This window comes from Kitasatospora sp. NPDC058406 (assembly GCF_042722765.1).
Lineage (GTDB): Bacteria > Actinomycetota > Actinomycetes > Streptomycetales > Streptomycetaceae > Kitasatospora.
The window spans coordinates 19,068-36,571 of the sequence record NZ_JBHXKE010000077.1 but is presented as its reverse complement, the minus strand read 5'-3'; the positions used below and the strand labels follow the sequence as shown (position 1 = coordinate 36,571).

Here is a 17,504-nt window from a genome sequence, read left to right as displayed (position 1 = left end):
CGAACCGCCGATCCCGGGGATCACCCCCAGCTTGATCTCCGGCTGGCCGAACTTCGCGGTGTCCGCCGCGAGCAGGATGTCGCAGAGCATCGCCAACTCGCAGCCCCCGCCCAGCGCGTAGCCCGCGACCGCCGCGACGATCGGCTTGCGGATCCTGCCCAGGTCGTCCCAGGCCGCGAACCAGTCGCCGAGGTAGGCCTCGACGAAGTCGAGGGACTGCATCTCCTTGATGTCGGCGCCGGCCGCGAACGCCTTCTCGGAGCCGGTGATCACCAGGCAGCCGATCCCCGGGTCCCGGTCGAAGTCCCTCGCCGCGGCGACGACCTCGTTCATGAGCTGCGTGTTGAGCGCGTTGAGCGCCTTCGGCCGGTCGAGCGTGATCAGCCCGACCCGGCCCTTGCGCTCCACCAGAATCGTCTCGTACGCGGTCACTGCGCGCTCCCTCCCAGGGTGGTGATGATCGCCGAGAAATCCAGTCCGGCACCCTCGTCGGCGGCGAACTTCGCGTACAACTCGGCTGCCTTCAGGCCGAGTTCGGTGGGCAGACCGGCGGACCGGGCCGCGCCGGCAGCCAGCCCGAGGTCCTTGGCCATCAAGGCCGCCGCGAACCCCGCGCGGTAGTCGCGGTTCGCCGGACTGGCCGGCACCGGGCCGGGGACGGGGCAGTTGGCGGTCAGCGCCCAGCACTGCCCGGAGGCGGTGGAGGCGACGTCGAACAGCGCCTGGTGGCTCAGGCCAAGACTCTCGCCGAGGACGAAGGCCTCGCTGACGGCGATCATCGAGATGCCGAGGATCATGTTGTTGCAGATCTTCGCGGCCTGCCCGGCGCCCGCCGGCCCGCAGTGCACGACCTTGCCGCCCATCGCGTCCAGCACCGGCCGGACCGCGTCGAAGTCCGCGTCCGCCGCTCCCACCATGAAGGTGAGGGTCCCGGCGGTCGCGCCCGGCACTCCTCCGGACACCGGCGCGTCGACCGCCCGGCCGCCGGCCCGCACGGCGAGGTCGTGCGCGGCCCGGGCGTCCGCGACGTCGATGGTGGAGCTGTCGACGAAGAGCGTGCCCGGACGGGCGGCGGGCAGCAACTCCTCGTAGGCGGCCAGGACGTGGCGTCCGGCCGGCAGCATGGTGATCACCACGTCCGCGCCGCCGGCGGCGTCGGCCGCGGACTCCGCCGGCCGGACGCCGGCCGCCTCCGCCTGCCGCAGGGCCTCCGGCACGAGGTCGTAGCCGACGACCCGGTGCCCTGCCCTGGCCAGGTTGGCGGCCATCGGGCCGCCCATGTTGCCGAGTCCGACGAATCCGATGTCGTGGGTCACCAGCGCTCCAGGGGTTTCGTGGTGGCGAGGCCGAGTTCCCGCTCGCCGAGCTGGGCGAAGTAGCGTGCCACGGCGGCGGGGGCGACGGCGTCCAGCGTGGCCGGGCTCCAGCGCGGCGTGCGGTCCTTGTCGATCACCTGGGCACGGATGCCCTCGGCGAGGTCGGGTGTGTCGAGGGCGGCGCAGGAGGTGCGGTACTCCTGGTCGAGGACGGCCTCCAGCGGGCCGAGGGACCGGGCGCGGCGCAGCGCGGCGAGCGTCACCTTCACCGCGGTGGGCGAGTTGGCGGTGATCCGCTCGGCGGCCTTCCCGGCCTCGGGCTCCCCGCTGTCGCGGAGCCGGCCGAGGATCTCCTCGACGGTGCCCGCCGCGTAGCAGCTGTCGATCCACTCGCGCTGCCGCTCCAGCGGGGCGGGCGGTGCGGGTGCGACGTGCCGGACGAGCGCCTCGTGCACGGGAAGTTCGGCGAGGTCGTCGAGGAGCGCGGGCAGCCGCTCGGTGGGGACGAAGTGGTCGGCCAGGCCGCAGAGCAGGGCGTCGCCTGCGCCCGCCGAGCCCGCGGTGAGGGCGAGGTGGGTGCCCAGCTCGCCGGGGGCCAGCGAGAGCAGGTAGGTGCCGCCGACGTCCGGCACGAAGCCGATGCCGGCCTCCGGCATCGCGACCCGGGTCGTCCCGGTGACGATCCGGACGCTGCCGTGGGCGGACACGCCGACTCCGCCGCCCATCACGATGCCGCTCATGACGGCGACGTACGGCTTCGGGAAGCGGGCGATCCTGGCGTTGAGCCGGTACTCGTCGCGCCAGAACTCCTCGACGGCCGCCGGGTCACCGCCGGTGGCGGCGCGGTGGATGGCGACGATGTCGCCCCCGGCGCAGAAGGCGCGGTCGCCGGCGCCGGTGACGACGACGGTCTCGACCCGGTCGTCGCGCTCCCACGTGTCCAGTGCGGCGTCGATCCGCCGCACCATGGCGTGGGTGAGGGCGTTCAGCGCGGCGGGCCGGTTGAGGACGATCAGGCCGGACCGGCCCTCCCGCTGGACGAGGACCTCGTCGACGGTGCGCCCGGACACGGTGCTGCCGGCCGCGGCGTGCCCGGCTGCGGCGTTGCCCGCTGTGGCGTTACCCGCTGCGGTGTTGCCGGCCATCAGGCGGCTCCCGTCAGTCCGCGGGCGACGATGACGCGCATGATCTCGTTGGTCCCTTCCAGGATCTGGTGCACCCGCAGGTCGCGGACGATCTTCTCGATGCCGTACTCGGCGAGGTAGCCGTAGCCGCCGTGCAGTTGGAGTGCGGCGTTGGCGACCTCGAAGCCGGTGTCGGTGGCGTACCGCTTGGCCATCGCGCACAGCTCCGGCGCCCGGGGGTCCCCCCGGTCCAGCGCCGCGGCGGCCCGCCAGAGCAGCGACCTGGCCGCCTCCAGCTCCGTCGCCATGTCGGCCAGCCGGAACTGCAGGGCCTGGGCGTGCAGCAGCCGGGCGCCGAACGCCTCCCGGTCCGAGAGGTAGCGGGTGGCCCGCTCCAACGCGTCCTGCGCGCCGCCGAGCGAGCACGCCGCGATGCCGATCCGGCCCCCGTTCAGCCCGTTCATGGCGATCCGGAAGCCCTCGCCCTCGGCCCCGAGGAGCCGGTCGGCGGGCAGCCGGACGCCGTCCAGGAGCACCTGCCGGGTCGGCTGGGCGTTCCAGCCCATCTTCCGCTCGTTCGGACCGAACGAGACGCCGGGGTCGTCCCGTTCGACGAGGAACGCGGAGATCCCGCCGGCGCCCGGGGCGCCGGTGCGGGCCATCACGACGTAGACCTGCGAGGTTCCGGCGCCGGAGACGAACTGCTTGACGCCGTCGAGGACGTAGTGGTCGCCGTCGCGCCGGGCCCGGGTGGTCAGCGCGGCGGCGTCCGAGCCCGCGCCCGGCTCGGTGAGGCAGTAGCTGGCCAGGGCCTCCGTCGAGCAGAGTCCCGGCAGCAGTCGGGCGCGCTGGCCCGGGCTGCCGTAGCGGTCGATCATCCACGCGACCATGTTGTGGATGGACAGGTACCCGGCGATCGACGGGCAGCCGGTCGCCAGCGCCTCGAAGACCAGCACGCCGTCCTGGCGGCCCAGCCCGGAGCCGCCCGACTCCTCCCGCACGTACACGCCGCCGAGGCCGAGGCCCGCGGCCTTGCGCAGCACGTCGACGGGGAAGTGCTTGGCCTGGTCCCACGCCACGGCGTGCGGGGCGAGGTGCTCGCGGGCGAAGTCGCCGGTGGCCTCGACGATCGCGAGCTGGTCGTCGGTCAGATGCGTGTGCACGGCGCGCCTCAGCCCATCGTCGGGATGGTGAAGCTCGCGCCCTCCTTGACCCCGGAGGGCCAGCGCGAGGTCACGGTCTTGGTGCGGGTGTAGAAGCGGATCGAGTCCGGGCCGTGCTGGTTGAGGTCACCGAAGCCGGACCGCTTCCAGCCGCCGAAGGTGTGGTAGGCGACCGGCACCGGGATCGGCACGTTGACGCCGATCATGCCCGTGTTGACGCGGCGGGTGAAGTCGCGGGCGGTGTCGCCGTCCCGGGTGAAGATCGACACCCCGTTGCCGAACTCGTGCTCGCTCGGCAGGCGCAGCGCCTCGGCGTAGTCCGCCGCGCGGACCACGCACAGGACCGGGCCGAAGATCTCCTCGCGGTAGATCCGCATCGCGGGGGTGACGCGGTCGAAGAGGGTGGCGCCCAGGAAGTAGCCGCCCTCGTACCCCGGCACGGTCAGGTCGCGGCCGTCGACGACCAGTTCGGCGCCCTCCCGGACACCGAGGTCGAGGAAGCCGCGGACCCGGTCCAGCGCGTCGCGGCCGACGAGCGGCCCGAAGTCGGCCTCGGGGTCGTCGGAGGCGCCGACCCTGAGTGCGGCGATCCGCTCGGTGAGCTTGGCGACGAGGGCGTCCGCGGTCTCCTCGCCCACCGGCACGGCGACCGAGACGGCCATGCAGCGCTCGCCGGCGGAGCCGTAGCCCGCGCCGATCAGGGCGTCCGCGGCCTGGTCGAGGTCGGCGTCCGGCATCACGATCATGTGGTTCTTGGCGCCGCCGAAGCACTGGGCGCGCTTCCCGTGGGCGGCGGCCGTCGCGTACACGTACTGGGCGATCGGGGTGGAACCCACGAACCCGAGCGCCTGGACCCGGGGGTCCTCCAGCAGCGTGTCCACGGCCTCCTTGCCCCCGTTGACGACGTTCAGGACGCCCGGCGGCAGGCCCGCCTCCAGGAACAGTTCGGCCAGCCGCAGCGGCACCGACGGGTCCCGCTCGGAGGGCTTGAGGATGAAGGCGTTGCCGCAGGCCAGGGCGGGCGCCGCCTTCCACAGCGGGATCATCGCCGGGAAGTTGAACGGGGTGATGCCGGCGACCACGCCGAGCGGCTGGCGCATCGAGTACACGTCGATGCCGGTGCCGGCGCTGTCGGTGAACTCGCCCTTCAGCAGGTGCGGGATGCCCGCCGCGAACTCCACCACCTCCAGCCCGCGCTGGAGGTCGCCGTGGGCGTCGGCGACGGTCTTGCCGTGCTCGGCCGAGAGCAGGCGGGCCAGCGGCTCGCGTTCGGCCTCGACGAGCTGGAGGAAGCGCAGCAGCACGCGGGCGCGGCGCTGGGGGTTCCAGGCGGCCCACTCGGACTGGGCGCGCTCGGCGTCGGCGATCGCCGCCTCGGTCTCGGCGCGGCCCGCGAGCGGGACCCGGGCCTGGACCGTGCCGGTGTTCGGGTCGTAGACGTCGCCGAAGTCCCCGGAGGTCCCGGGGACGTGCTTGCCGCCGATGAAGTGGGTGAGTTCACGGACCATCACAGACCTGCTCTCGTCAGGGTGTCGGGAAGATCCGAGGGAAGGGCGCACGACGGACGCCCGCGCCGCGCTCGGGTGAGCGCACGCGTCGGGCCGTCGCCGGGCGCGGCGAGCCGTCAGGGAGACGGGTGTGCCGCAGCCGTCGCAGGATCACCAGGGTCGGGAAGGGCGCGGACCGGTGCCATGCGTGTTTGCTCCATCCTCGTGGACAACACGGAACACCCGCAGTCGGTATCCTGACTCCCGGATCAGCGCGCGTCGCCCGGCCTTCCCGGCTGGCTGCCAGTGGCTGGTACTGCGGCGACGCACTCCCCGGTCACAGTGGCGGGACCGTGCCGGATTCACACCGGCTTCCCTGCACTGCGGGCCTTGTCCACGACCATATAGTTGGACGTCCTAGTAAGTCCAGGGCATCCCTCGCCGCCGCCGTCCGTTCCGCGACCTCCTCCGGCGCGGCGACGTGGTTGTGGTCCGCGTGGAAGAAGTCCCTCACCTCGTCGTGCGGTTGGGCCGGTCGCAGCACCGGACCGGCGCCGGAGTCGCCGAGCTCCGCAACCCTCGTGACGGCCTCGCGGCAGCTGCCGTGCAGGGCGGTCCTTCCGCCCGGCGGGACGTGCCCGGCCCGGGTCCGACCAGCGCCCCCGTCCGAGAACGAGTCCGGTGTCACGTTCACGATTCCCCTCACCGCACACCGGTCCCAGTCGGATATTCCCGGAAGCCCGTACGAACGTCTCTCCATGCGCCTATGGTGCCCTTCTGCGAGGCCGCGCCGGACTTGTTCCCGACGGGCCGGGAATCCGCGGGGAACCGTCGGTGGAAAACACTGGAACAGGCCCCTCCGGACGTATGCGTGAGAAATCTCGTATCACAGGATGGACGGACGCGTGTGCGATCCCACCGCCCTGGATAGCCTCCTCCCATGACACTCGGAATCCCTTCCAGACGAACCGATCACGCGGCATCCGTCCGCGAACTCCTGGCCACCGGTCGGCGTTCCTTTTCCTTCGAGTTCATGCCGCCGCGCAGCGCCGCGGCGGAGGCCGGCCTGTGGAACGCGATCCGCAGGCTGGAGGCTCTGGCACCCACCTTCGTGTCGGTGACGTACGGCGCCGGCGGGTCCACCCGGGAGCGCACGGTGAACGTCACCGGGCGCATCGCGCAGGAGACCACCCTGACGCCGACGGCCCACCTGACGGCCGTCGGCCACAGCGTCGCGGAGCTGCGGAACATCCTCGGGCACTACGCCGACCAGGGGGTCCGCAACATCCTGGCCCTGCGGGGCGATCCGCCCGGCGACCCGCTCGGCCCCTGGGTCCGCCACCCCGCAGGCGTGGCGTACGCCGCCGACCTGGTGCGGCTGATCAAGGAGTCCGGCGACTTCTGCGTGGGTGTCGCGGCCTTCCCGGAAATGCACCCCCGCTCCCCGGACTGGGATTCCGAGATCCGTTTCTTCATCGAGAAATGCCGAGCCGGCGCCGACTACGCGATCACCCAGATGTTCTTCGACGTGGAGAATTACCTGAGATTCCGGGACCGCCTCCTGAAGGCAGGATGCTCCGTTCCGATCATTCCGGAGATCATGCCGGTGACCACCATCCGGTCACTCGAACGCATTCCCACCCTCAGCACCGCGGCCATTCCGGCGCATCTCGCCGAGCGGATGCTCGGCGAGCGGCACGATCCCGCCGCGGTGCGCGCCGTCGGAATCGAGTACGCCACCGAAATGTGCCGCCGTCTCCTGGCCGAGGGCGCCCCCGGCCTGCATTTCATGACCATGAACTTCTCCACGGTCACGACGGAGATCTACCAGAACCTCGGCCTGCCCGAATCCGGCTGAGGGACACCGCCTGGGGCGGGCGCGGCCGGAGTGCCGCGCCCGCCCCGGGCCTCCCCGCCCGGCTCAGCGGGCCAGGTCGTCCCGCAGGCGACGGGCGGCGGTGACCAGGCTCTCCAGCGAGGCCCGGGTCTCGGTCCAACCGCGGGTCTTCAGTCCGCAGTCGGGGTTGACCCAGAGCCGCTCGGCCGGAATCGCCGCGAGCCCGGCACGCAGCAGTTCCACCGCCTCGTCGGCGCTCGGCACACGCGGGGAGTGGATGTCCCACACGCCCGGCCCGACCTCGCGCGGGTAGCCGGCCGCGGCCAGCTCACCGGCGACCTCCATGTGCGAACGGGCCGCCTCCAGCGAGATCACGTCGGCGTCCAGCTCGTCGATGGCCGTCATGATCGCGCCGAACTCGGCGTAGCACATGTGGGTGTGGATCTGGGTGTCGACCCGCACGCCCGAGGTCGCGAGGCGGAAGGCGACCGTGGCCCAGTCCAGGTAGGCCGGGCGGTCGGCGGAGCGCAGCGGGAGCGTCTCGCGCAGCGCCGGTTCGTCGACCTGCACGACGACCGCGCCGGCGGCCTCCAGGTCGGTGACCTCGTCGCGCAGGGCGAGGGCGACCTGGAAGGCCGTGTCGGCGAGCGGCTGGTCGTCCCGGACGAAGGACCAGGCGAGCATGGTGACCGGCCCGGTGAGCATGCCCTTCACCGGACGGTCCGTCAGGTCCTGCGCGTAGCGGAACCAGTCGACGGTCATCGGGTGCGGGCGCGAGATGTCACCGGCCAGCACCGGCGGGCGGACGTACCGGGTGCCGTAGGACTGCACCCAGCCGTGCCGGGTGGCGAGGTAGCCGGTGAGCTGCTCGGCGAAGTACTGGACCATGTCGTTGCGCTCGGGCTCGCCGTGCACCAGGACGTCCAGGCCGGCCTTCTCCTGGAAGGCGATCACCTCCCGCACCTCGGTCCGGATGCGCTCCCGGTACGCGGCCGGGTCGATCCGCCCGGCGGTGAGGTCGGCCCGGGCCACCCGCAGTTCGGAGGTCTGCGGGAACGACCCGATCGTGGTGGTCGGCAGCAGCGGCAGGCCGAGGCGGGTGCGCTGGGCCTCGGCGCGCTCCGGGTAGGCCTGGGCCCGGCGGGCGTCCGCCTCGGTGACGGCCGCGGTGCGGGCCCGCACCGCGGGGTCACGGGTGATCGGGGAGTTGGCGCGGGACGCCAGGTCGGCGCGGTTGGCGGCGAGTTCGGCGGTGATCGCGCCGGTGCCCTCGCGCAGGCCGCGGGCGAGCAGGGCGACCTCGTTGGCCTTCTGCCGCGCGAAGGCGAGCCACCGGGCGATCTGCGGGTCGAGGTCGCGCTCGGCGGCGGCGTCCAGCGGGACGTGCAGCAGCGAGCACGACGGGGCCACGTCGACGGTGCCGGCCAGCCCGAGCAGGGTGGCCAGGGTGGAGAGCGACTTCTCCAGGTCGTTGATCCAGATGTTGCGGCCGTCCACCACACCGGCGACCAGCCGCTTGCCCGGCAGGCCGCCCGCGGCGGCCAGGTCGCCCAGGTTGGCGGCGGCCGGGCCGGTGAAGTCCAGGGCGAGGCCGTCGATCGGGGCCCTGGCCAGCACGGGCAGCGCGGCGCCCAGGCGGTCGAAGTAGCTCGCGACCAGCAGCTTGGGCCGGTCGGCGAGGGCACCGAGGTCGCGGTAGGCGCGCGCGGTGGCGTTCAGGTCCGCGGGGGTGCGGTCCTGGACGAGCGCCGGCTCGTCCAACTGGACCCAGGCGGCGCCGGCCTCGTGCAGGTCGGCGAGGAGGGCGGCGTAGACGGGCAGCAGCCGGTCGAGCAGGGTGAGCGGCTGGAAGTCCTCGGGGACGCCCGGGGCGGGCTTGGCGAGGAGCAGGTACGTGACCGGGCCGACCAGCACCGGACGGGCGCTGTGGCCGAGGTCCAGGGCCTCGCGCAACTCCGCGACCGCCTTGGCGGAGTTCGCGGTGAAGACGGTGTCGGGGCCGAGTTCGGGCACCAGGTAGTGGTAGTTGGTGTCGAACCACTTGGTCATCTCCAGCGGCGCGACGTCCTGGGTGCCGCGCGCCATGGCGAAGTAGCCGTCCAGCGGGTCGGCCTCGACCGCCGCCCGGTGACGCGGCGGGATCGCGCCGACGGCGACCGTGGTGTCCAGCACGTGGTCGTAGAGCGAGAAGTCGCCGGTGGGCACCTCCTGGACGCCCGCCCCGGCGAGCCTGCTCCAGTTCTCCAGACGCAGGTCGGCGGCGGTGGCCAGCAGGGCGTCGGCGCTCACGGCGCCCTTCCAGTACCCCTCGATCGCCTTCTTGAGCTCACGGCCACCGCCCTGGCGGGGGTATCCGTACACGGTGGCCAGGGTTGCCGCGGCTGCGGACTTCGCTGTCAAGGGACTCTCCTTCGCGAGCCTGTCTGTGGCCCCGGTGACGGGACGGAGGCGCGAAGGGGTGACGAACCGGGCGGGACCGCGTGCGCACGAGAAGCGCCGGATCCGCCTGGTATGTACGCCGACCCGCCCACGAGGTCACCGGGATGTCCGCGCGCGAACGGGTCGCGTGCGGGCAACGGGCAGGTCTTCGGACTCGTGGACACGCCCGCCCGAAAGGGCGGACACCTACTGGCCGTCGCTTCCCAGACCCGACCGGGCCCAGTGCGTATGACGGCGGTCGTTCCCACTCACCGCTGCGGGGCAGTCCCGGATTCCCACCGGGTTCCCTCTTACGACGCGCCTGCCTGGTGGGCAGGGCGAACCAGCTGCCCGCCCAGCTTAGGACGAATCCGGTACCGGGAGAACACAAGGACACCAGGACGTCCACATCCTGAGACGCCGCCAGGGCCCCGGACGGGCGGCGGAGGGCCGGACGGCACAGGACAGGACAGGACCGGACCGGCCGGTGCGGGTGCCGGCCCGCCGTCCCGGAACCCCGCGCCCCGGCCGTGCCGCTACTCGTCGGAGAGCACGAAGGTCCGACCGCACCCGGGCGTGGACCGCAGGTGACCGGGCACGGGTCCCCGGACGCGGCCGGCCCGGTCGCGCTCGGCGCCCAGCACGACGGCCGCGTGGACGGCGCGGGCGGCGCGGGATCCCCAGCGGGACCGGGGGCCGCCGAACGGCTCCGCCTCCCGGCCGGGACCGGTCCGCCGCACCGCCACGCAGACCGCGTCCGACGGCGTCCCCGAGCAGTCGTACCCGGCTTCGAGCAGCGCCTGGACCTTGGCCTCCGTCACGGTGGCCACGAGGTTGACGGCGGCCGCGTCCGAGAGGGCCACCGGAACGACGACCACGATGTTGATCGTGCCGGGAACGAGCGCGTCGCCGGGCGCGTCGCCGTCGGCGGGCGCCGACGCCCAGGTCGGCACGCCGATTCCGGTCGTCACCACCGCGGTGACGCCGTGGTCGCGGGCCCAGGTGAAGGCGTCCACCCGGGCGGCGGTCATCAGCCCGACGCCCGGACCCCGCAGCCCCAGGTCCTCCGCCAGCTCGGCCAGGTGCCGGTCCGGGTCCGTCCTGCCGTACCCGGCCCGGACCTGGGCGTTGACCAGCCACTCCCGCTCGCCCAGGCCGCCGCCCAGCACGGCGCTGCTGAGCATCCGCCAGCCGGGTCCGGCCCGCCACACCAGGAGATGGCGGCACTCACCGTCCTCCGGGCGGCCGGACCGCTCGATCACCACGGGGTCGCCGAAGACCCCGTCGTCCACTCCGGGAGGGCCCGCCTGCTGCTGCGGGATTGCCATGAACGATCCACCTTCGGGCACGTGGGTGAGCGGCCGACCGGCCAGGCGATCAATCCTAGGCACAGGGCGACGCCGCACGGATCGACGGAGCCCCCGGCGGACGCCGGACCCCGTGCCGGGCGAGCGGGCACGGGGTCCGGCGGTCGGTGCGCAGGTGCCGGTCGGTTCGGCCGGGGTGCGCCGGTGCCGGTCGTGCGGCCGACGCGGTCGGTTCGGCCGGGGTGCGCCGGGGTGCGGTCAGCCGTTGGCGGGGGGCGTACCGCCGAGGGCGAGGGCGTCGGCGGCGATCAGTCGGGCCCGGTCGGCGGGGACGGTCCGGCCGGACTGGTTCTCGGCCCACCGGGCGAGCGGCCCGTACTGGCCCTGGCCGAGCATCACGGTCAGGGTGGCGACGGCGTTGCGGTCCGCCCCCGAGGTGAGGACCAGCGAGGCCAGACCGGTCGGCGTGGCCGCGACGGTGAACTCGGCCGTCGTCTCGGCCCGCCCGCCGGGGCCGGTCGCCTCCGCCCGCAGGGTGTGCCGGCCGAGCGCGAGCGCCGTGGTGTCGAGCGCGGTGCCCGGCGTGAGCTCGGCACCGTCCAGGGTCAGCCGAACGGAGTCGGCGCCGCGCGCCTGCACCGCGGTGACCGGCTGCTGGGCACGGTCCAGGGCGGCCCCGGCGGCCGGGGAGGTGATCGCCACGGTGGGTGCGGCGGGCGGCGCGACGGCGCCGGCCTGCTGCCAGGCGGCGTTCCAGCCGGCGAGCTCCGCCGGACGGTTGGTGATGATGCCGTCGACGCCGGCGGCCTCCAGCGCCTTCCACCGGGCGGCCGCGTCGACCGTCCAGACGTTGACCGCGACGCCGGCCGCGTGCAGGTCCTTCACCACGCCGAGCCGGGCGGAGACGGCGCCGTCCGAGGGGTTGTAGGCGGCCAGGCCGAGCTCCCTGGAGATCGCCACCGGGTCGGCGTCGAGGGTGCTGCGCAGCAGGCCGAGCGGCAACTCCGGTGCCAGCTCGCGGGTGTGCCGCAGGGCGTCCACCTCGAAGCTCTGGACGAGGACGCGGCCCGCCATCCCGTGGTCGCGCACCTCCTTGACGATCCGGGCGACCTCGTCGCGGCTGTGCCGGCCCTTGATCTCCAGCAGCAGGTTGCCGCCACGGGTGCGCAGATCCTCCAACTGCGCCGCGAGCGTGGGCACCCGGGCACCCGCGTAGGCCGGGCCGAACCGGGAACCGGCGTCCAGCGCGTCCAGTTGGGCGGAGGTCAGGTCGCGGATCCGCCCCTGGCCGTCGGTGGTGCGGTCCACCGTGTCGTCGTGGAGGATGTACGGCACGCCGTCCTTGCTGGGCTGGACGTCGTTCTCGATCCACTCGGCGCCACCGCGCCGGGCGACCTCGTCCGAGACCAGGGTGTTCTCCGGTGCCGCGGAGGAGGCGCCGCGGTGGGCGAAGACGGTGAGCGGGGAGTCCGCCGGCCGGAGCAGGCCGCCCGGGGCGAGCGCGGTCACCCTGAGGTCGTCGAACGACACCTTCGCGCCGTTGACGACGAGCGCCTGGCCGCCGTCGGCGCTGCGGGCGACCTGGGTGGTGCGGGCGGCCTCCCGGCCGTCGAAGATCCAGCGGGCGGTGGTGCCGTGCACCTCGACGGCGATCCGCACGTCGCGGCCGGTGCCGGCGGCGACCGGGGCGGCGGCGGTGTCGGTGACGAGCCAGCTGTTGGCGGTGGTCCGCCGGGCGAACTCCAGGCCGTTGGCGGCGGTGGTGCCGGTCCGCACGGTGGCGATCGACCACGGGGTGGCGCCGCTCGCCGGGACGTCCAGGCCGAGCGCCGCCCAGCGGGCGTTGTCCACGACGGACTCGAAGCGGGCGGTCGCCTCGATGCGGAAGTCGTCGAGGTGGCGGCCGAAGGTGATCCGGCTCTGCTGGCCGGAGTTGGCGGAGGTGCCGACCAGCCGGCCGTTCGCCACCTTCCAGTCGCCCTCCACGGCGGTCCAGCCGGCGGGGAGGGAGGTGCCGGAGAAGCTCTCGGTCACCACGACGTCACCGGGGGCGGGGGCCGCGGCGGCAGCGGCGAGGCCGGGGGACCCGGCGGGGTCGTCGGGGGACCCGGGGCCGGACGCGGCGGGGCCGGAGGTGGCGGCGGGCGGCTCGGCGGAGGCGGCGTTCGGGGCGCTCAGCGCGACGGTGCCCAGGCCCAGCGCGGACGCGACGAGGGCGGCGAGCACGGCGGTGTGCCGGCCCGCGCTCGACCGGAGGTCGCGCCGGTCGTCGGCCGAGGTGCCGGGGCGGTTGCCCGGGCGGCCGCCGGGGCGGTTGCCGGGACGGGCGGCGGGTGACGCGGCGGACGGGCTGCCGGAGCTGACGTGGTGACTCTGTGTCATGCCCGGCACGCTAGGGGACGCTCCCCGAACCGGAAGCCACTTCCCCGGGAACCGTTCGTGACCATTGCGAAACTCCACGCCGCACGGCCGTACCTCACCGAACCCGCCGACCGGACCGGCGCGTTGTCCTCGCCGAGTCCTCGGACCCGCCCCGGCGGTAGCGGGTCCGCGGCGTGCTCCCGGACGGCGGGGGCGAGCGCGGCGACGCGCCGTCGGGCACCGTCCGCACGCCTCAGACGAAGGACCGGGTCGCCGTGATGCCGCCGTCGACGGGGAGCGTCACCCCGGTCACGTACGAGGACCGGTCGCTGAGCAGCCAGGCCGCGGCCTGGGCGACCTCGGTGGCGCTCGCCGGGCGGCCGAGCGGGGTGAAGCGGGCGACGGCCTCGCCGAAGGCCGGCCCGGCGGTGAACAGCGGTTCGGCGGACGGCGTCCGGACCACCCCGGGCGCGATCGCGTTGGTCCGGACGCCGTGCCGGGCGTAGTCGGTGGTGGCCGCCTTCACCAGACCGGCGAGCCCGTGCTTGGCCGCCTGCTGGGTGCCGTCCCCGAACCCGCCCACCAGGCCGCCGACCCCGCTGCACAGCACGATCGAGCCGCCCCGGCCGCCCGCGAGCATCGCCCGGAGCTGGGCCCGCAGGCAGAGCCAGGTGCCGCGGAGGTTGACGGCGTGGACGGCGTCCCAGTCCTCCTCGGTCCGCTCGGCGAGCGGGGCGGGCATCGGGCCCGAGCCCGCGTTGTCGAAGGCGGCGTCGAGCCGGCCGAAGGAGTCCAGCGCGACCTGTACCGGCCGCTCGGCCCCTTCGGCCGTGGAGATGTCCGCGGCGACGGCCACCGCGTCGGCGCCGCGCGCCCGCAGCCGGGCCGCCAGCGCCTCGACCTCGGGGCCGGTGCGGGCGGCCAGGACGAGCAACGCGCCCTCCGCCGCGAACAGTTCGGCGGCTGACGCGCCAATGCCCCGGCCCGCGCCGGTGATGATCGTGACCTTCCGGTCGAGAAGTCCCATGCCGGGAGCATCCCTCGGCGGGACGGGCGGCGGCAGCGGCCGGATCGTCCTGGGCCCGGGAGCCCGGGTCTGCCGGGTCCTGGATACGGCTGCCGGGCTGTGGCAGCGTGGGACCATGCCCGACACTCCGTTCAGCGCGTTCCTGCGGGCCCGCCGCCAGGGCCTGGATCCCTCCGACGCCGGGCTGCCGGTCGGACCGCGCCGCCGCACGCCGGGCCTGCGCCGGGAGGAGGTCGCCGTCCGGGCGGGCATCTCGACGGACTACTACGCCAGGCTGGAGCAGGGCCGCCAGCGGCTGCCGACCGGCCCGGTGCTGGACGGCATCGCCGCGGCCCTGCTGCTCACCGAACCCGAACGGGACCACCTGCACCGGCTGGCCCACCGACGGTCCGCGCCGGCGACCGCCGCCGTGAACGGCCCGGCGACCGTCGACGCGACCGCCCGGAGCCTGCTCGCCTCCCTCGACCGCTCGCCCGCCTTCGTCACCGGGCCCCGGTTCGACCTGCTCGCCTGGAATCCCTGCGCCGCCGCGCTGATGGCCGATCCGGCCTCCCGGCCCGCCCTCGAACGCAACCTCCTCTGGCAGGTGTTCTGCTGCCCGCACGGCGCCGCCCAGCGGGCCAACCACGCCCCCACCGGCTCCATCGGCGCGGACCTGGTCGCCGGGCTGCGCGCCCAGCACGCGGACCGCCCGGACGACCGCGAGCTGACGGCCCTGGTCACCCGGCTCTCCGCCCGCAGTCCGCAGTTCGCCGCCCTGTGGGCCCGCCACCGGGCCGCCCCGCCCCGCCAGGGCCGCCTCGCGCTGCGCCACCCCGCACTGGACACCGGCGTGCTCGACTACACCGCCCTCGCCCTCCCCGCGAGCGGCCACCACCTCTTCGTCTACCTCCCGCCCGCCGGCCGCCGCACCCCGGACCCCTTCCGCCGCCTGCACCCGGCGGCCTCCCGCTAGCGCCCGTGCCCGGGCGCCGAGCGAGCGGCGGGCGGACGTCAGACGCCGGACGTCAGACGCCGGACGACGGGGAGGCGGGCCACGGGGAGGCGGGCCACGGGACGGCGGTCTCGGCCTCGGCCTCGTAGTCGACGCCGGGAACGTCCCAGCCGTAGAGCCGGCCGACCTGCTCACGGAACCAGCCGGTGTCCGCACGGGTGTCCATGGTCTCGGCGTCGATCCGGTCCCACATGGCGCGGACGGCGGTCTGCACCCGGGGGTTCATCTCCCAGTCGTCCAGCCGGATGCGGTCCTGGTCGTCCAGGTCGGGTTCGGCGTCGCCGGAGAGGCGGCTCCACAGCTCCGCGGCCTGGTCGACGGTGGTCTGCCAGCCGTCCCCGGTGACGCGGTGGAGGATGCTGGTGTAGAGCGCGATGCTCGGGATAGCGGTGGAGGCCTGGGTGACGGCCGCGCCGGCGACGACGGTGTAGGCGTGACCCGCGCCGTCGAGACGGGTGTTGAGGGTGCGGGCGGTGTCCTCCAGGTGCTGCTTGGCGGCGCCGATGGTCCCGGCCCGGTAGACGGGGGCCGTGATGTCCGACCCGACGTACGAGAGGGCGACGGTCCGGAAGCCGTCGGCCAGCAGGCCCCTGGACTGCAGGGCGTCGACCCACAGCTGCCAGTCGGCGCCGCCCATGACCTGCACGGTCGCGTCGCGCTCGGCCTCGTCGGCGATCTGGAGGTGCAGCTCGCCGATCCGCGGGGTGCCGTCCTCGAACACGAGCGTCTTGGCCCGGTAGTCGCTGCCGAGCGGCTTGATGACGGAGTGGTGGACCTCGCCGGTCACCGGGTCGGTGCGACGCGGGGCCGCGACGCTGTAGATGAGCAGGTCGACCTTGCCGAAACGGGCGGCGATCCGGTCGGCGGCCTCCTCCTTGACCCCGTCGGAGAACGCGTCGCCGTTGAGGAAGGTGAAGTCGGCGCCGGCCTCGGCCGCGAGTTCGGCCGTCCGGGCGGTGCGGTACCAGCCCGCGCCGGCGGTACGGCGCTCGGTCGCGGGGGCCTCGAAGGCGATGCCGAGTCCGCGCATCCGGTGGGCGCGCAGGCCGACCAGGGTCGCGGCCAGCCCGTACCCCGCGCTGGAGCCGATGACGAGGGCGACCGGGCCGGGACGGTCGTCGGCAGGCTCCGGAATCTGCTGCCACAGGTGGTCGACCACCGTGCTGCAGCCGGTCGGGTGGCTGTTGACGTAGAGGTACCCGCGGTTGCCGGGCTTGATCGTGCGGAGGGTCACTCGTGGGGTCCTTCGGGTGCGGGGACGCGGTCGCCGCGGCAGGAACACCTGCGCGCACGGCGGACGTCGGCGACGGTTTCCGGCTGGCCGGTGGCCGGCGTCGTCGGGACGACGACGCCGAACGTGCCCTCCGGGGCGGTGACCGGGCGGGGCCGTCCGTACCCCCGGGGCTCGCTCCGGTCGGGCCCTGCTCACATCCTGGGCGAGCCCGGCCCGGCCCGTGATGGTGATCTTCACCAGAAGTGCCCGCGGATTCTTGTCGGTGTGCCATCCGTTCGCCCCGCCGCCCTCCCCCGTCCTCGACCGGGCCGGAGCCACCGCAACCGGCACCGCCGGATGGCCCCGTCGACAAAATATGCAGACCGGTCTATTGTTTCCGCATGGGAGTCAAAGGCGAGGAGACCCGCGCCCGGCTGATCGCCGGCACGCGCGGCCTGATCGAGGCACAGGGCTACTTCGGCACCGGCCTCAACCAGATCGTGACGGAGAGCGGCGCACCGCGCGGATCGCTCTACTTCCACTTCCCGGAGGGCAAGGACCAGCTGGTGACCGCCGCCCTGATCCAGGCCGGCCAGGAGGTCGAGGAGCTGCTCGCCTCCCTCGCCCGCGAGGGCTCCGACGCGGCGACCGTCGTCGCCGGGCTGGCGCGGGCCTTCGCCGACCGTCTCGCCCGGTCCGAGTACACCAAGGGCTGCCCGATCGCCACCGTCGGGCTGGAGATCGCCGGCAGCAACGAGGCGCTCCGCCAGGTCTGCGTCGAGGTGTACGCGAGCTGGCAGCGCGTCCTGACCGAGCGTCTGACCGCCGAGGGGTTCGACCCCACCGAGGCGGACGTCGCCGCAGGCCAGGCGCTCGCCCTGCTGGAGGGCGCGGTCCTGCTGGCCCGCGTCCGCCGCTCCCCCGAACCGCTGACCGCCGCGACGCACGCCGTCCGCCACCTGCTCGACGTGAAGGCCGCGCAGGCCGCGCAGGCCACCCGCGAAAGCCCGGCCTCGCAGCGGACCGGCTGAGCACGGGTGGGCGCCGGCCTCGGCGCCCACCCGCCCCCGGCGGCAGATCCCCACCGCGCACCCGGACACACCCCCGGGCACGGTTCGCCCTCCACCACCACAGACCGGCCCGTGACCGCGAGCCCCGTCCAGGGCTCCCGCCTTCCGGCACCTTCGCACTCGCACCGCATCCGTGCCCAAAAAATATGCAGACCGGTCTACAGAATCAGGTCGACCGGACCGGACC

13 protein-coding genes and 2 riboswitches are annotated in these 17,504 nt (G+C 74.4%); of the genes, 3 read left to right on the top strand and 10 right to left on the bottom strand.

Annotated elements, in window-relative coordinates:
* The 5 genes from ACFWOG_RS17380 to ACFWOG_RS17360 form a co-directional block, all read right to left on the bottom strand.
* Positions 1-432, bottom strand: a 432-nt coding sequence (locus tag ACFWOG_RS17380) for an enoyl-CoA hydratase-related protein (protein WP_380359348.1), incomplete at its 3' end; no start/stop codon positions are given.
* Positions 429-1,316, bottom strand: coding sequence for a 3-hydroxyisobutyrate dehydrogenase (gene mmsB / locus ACFWOG_RS17375; RefSeq protein ID WP_380359345.1), 888 nt, complete (start codon positions 1,314-1,316; stop codon positions 429-431). The genes ACFWOG_RS17380 and mmsB, both read right to left, overlap by 4 nt.
* The gene (locus ACFWOG_RS17370; RefSeq protein WP_380359342.1) at positions 1,313-2,461 is read right to left on the bottom strand and encodes an enoyl-CoA hydratase/isomerase family protein; all 1,149 of its coding nucleotides are present in this window, start codon (positions 2,459-2,461) and stop codon (positions 1,313-1,315) included. Before ACFWOG_RS17370 ends, mmsB begins: the two co-directional genes overlap by 4 nt.
* Positions 2,461-3,603 carry an acyl-CoA dehydrogenase family protein gene (locus ACFWOG_RS17365; RefSeq protein WP_380359339.1) on the bottom strand — a complete coding sequence of 381 codons (1,143 nt, stop codon included), beginning with the start codon at positions 3,601-3,603 and terminating at the stop codon, positions 2,461-2,463. The genes ACFWOG_RS17370 and ACFWOG_RS17365 overlap by 1 nt, the downstream gene beginning before the upstream one ends.
* Before the next feature lie 8 nt (positions 3,604-3,611).
* Positions 3,612-5,111 carry a CoA-acylating methylmalonate-semialdehyde dehydrogenase gene (locus tag ACFWOG_RS17360; RefSeq protein ID WP_329948008.1) on the bottom strand — a complete coding sequence of 500 codons (1,500 nt, stop codon included), beginning with the start codon at positions 5,109-5,111 and terminating at the stop codon, positions 3,612-3,614.
* 208 nt (positions 5,112-5,319) lie between these two features.
* Positions 5,320-5,510: riboswitch (cobalamin riboswitch) on the bottom strand.
* A 520-nt stretch (positions 5,511-6,030) separates the two neighbouring features.
* Between ACFWOG_RS17360 and metF the strand changes: the two genes are divergently transcribed.
* Positions 6,031-6,948: a methylenetetrahydrofolate reductase [NAD(P)H] gene (gene metF, locus ACFWOG_RS17355; RefSeq protein WP_380359335.1), complete on the top strand. Its 918-nt coding sequence runs from the start codon at positions 6,031-6,033 to the stop codon at positions 6,946-6,948.
* Positions 6,949-7,011: 63 nt separating this feature from the next.
* Here the strand turns inward: metF and metE are convergent, their stop codons facing one another.
* From metE to ACFWOG_RS17335, 4 genes are all read right to left on the bottom strand, one after another.
* Complete coding sequence (metE, locus tag ACFWOG_RS17350; RefSeq protein ID WP_380359333.1) at positions 7,012-9,327, bottom strand: 5-methyltetrahydropteroyltriglutamate--homocysteine S-methyltransferase; 2,316 nt, start codon at positions 9,325-9,327, stop codon at positions 7,012-7,014.
* Between the two features lie 160 nt (positions 9,328-9,487).
* Positions 9,488-9,708, bottom strand: a riboswitch (cobalamin riboswitch).
* Positions 9,709-9,881: 173 nt separating this feature from the next.
* On the bottom strand, positions 9,882-10,673 hold the full coding sequence (locus tag ACFWOG_RS17345; protein ID WP_380359330.1) for an adenosylcobinamide amidohydrolase: 792 nt from the start codon (positions 10,671-10,673) through the stop codon (positions 9,882-9,884).
* Positions 10,674-10,910: 237 nt separating this feature from the next.
* A complete protein-coding gene (locus tag ACFWOG_RS17340; RefSeq protein ID WP_380359328.1) occupies positions 10,911-13,034 on the bottom strand; it encodes a glycerophosphodiester phosphodiesterase in 2,124 nt (707 codons plus the stop codon).
* A gap of 232 nt (positions 13,035-13,266) precedes the next feature.
* Positions 13,267-14,040, bottom strand: a complete 774-nt coding sequence (locus ACFWOG_RS17335; protein WP_380359325.1) for an SDR family NAD(P)-dependent oxidoreductase — start codon at positions 14,038-14,040, stop codon at positions 13,267-13,269.
* 115 nt (positions 14,041-14,155) lie between these two features.
* Between ACFWOG_RS17335 and ACFWOG_RS17330 the strand changes: the two genes are divergently transcribed.
* Positions 14,156-14,995 carry a helix-turn-helix transcriptional regulator gene (locus tag ACFWOG_RS17330; RefSeq protein ID WP_380359323.1) on the top strand — a complete coding sequence of 280 codons (840 nt, stop codon included), beginning with the start codon at positions 14,156-14,158 and terminating at the stop codon, positions 14,993-14,995.
* A gap of 52 nt (positions 14,996-15,047) precedes the next feature.
* On the opposite strand, the gene fabV is transcribed toward ACFWOG_RS17330, so the two are convergent.
* On the bottom strand, positions 15,048-16,268 hold the full coding sequence (fabV, locus tag ACFWOG_RS17325) for an enoyl-[acyl-carrier-protein] reductase FabV (RefSeq protein WP_380359320.1): 1,221 nt from the start codon (positions 16,266-16,268) through the stop codon (positions 15,048-15,050).
* 380 nt (positions 16,269-16,648) lie between these two features.
* On the opposite strand from fabV, the gene ACFWOG_RS17320 reads away from it, so the two are divergent.
* Positions 16,649-17,278 carry a TetR/AcrR family transcriptional regulator gene (locus ACFWOG_RS17320; RefSeq protein WP_380359317.1) on the top strand — a complete coding sequence of 210 codons (630 nt, stop codon included), beginning with the start codon at positions 16,649-16,651 and terminating at the stop codon, positions 17,276-17,278.
* The last annotated feature ends 226 nt before the right edge of the window (positions 17,279-17,504 follow it).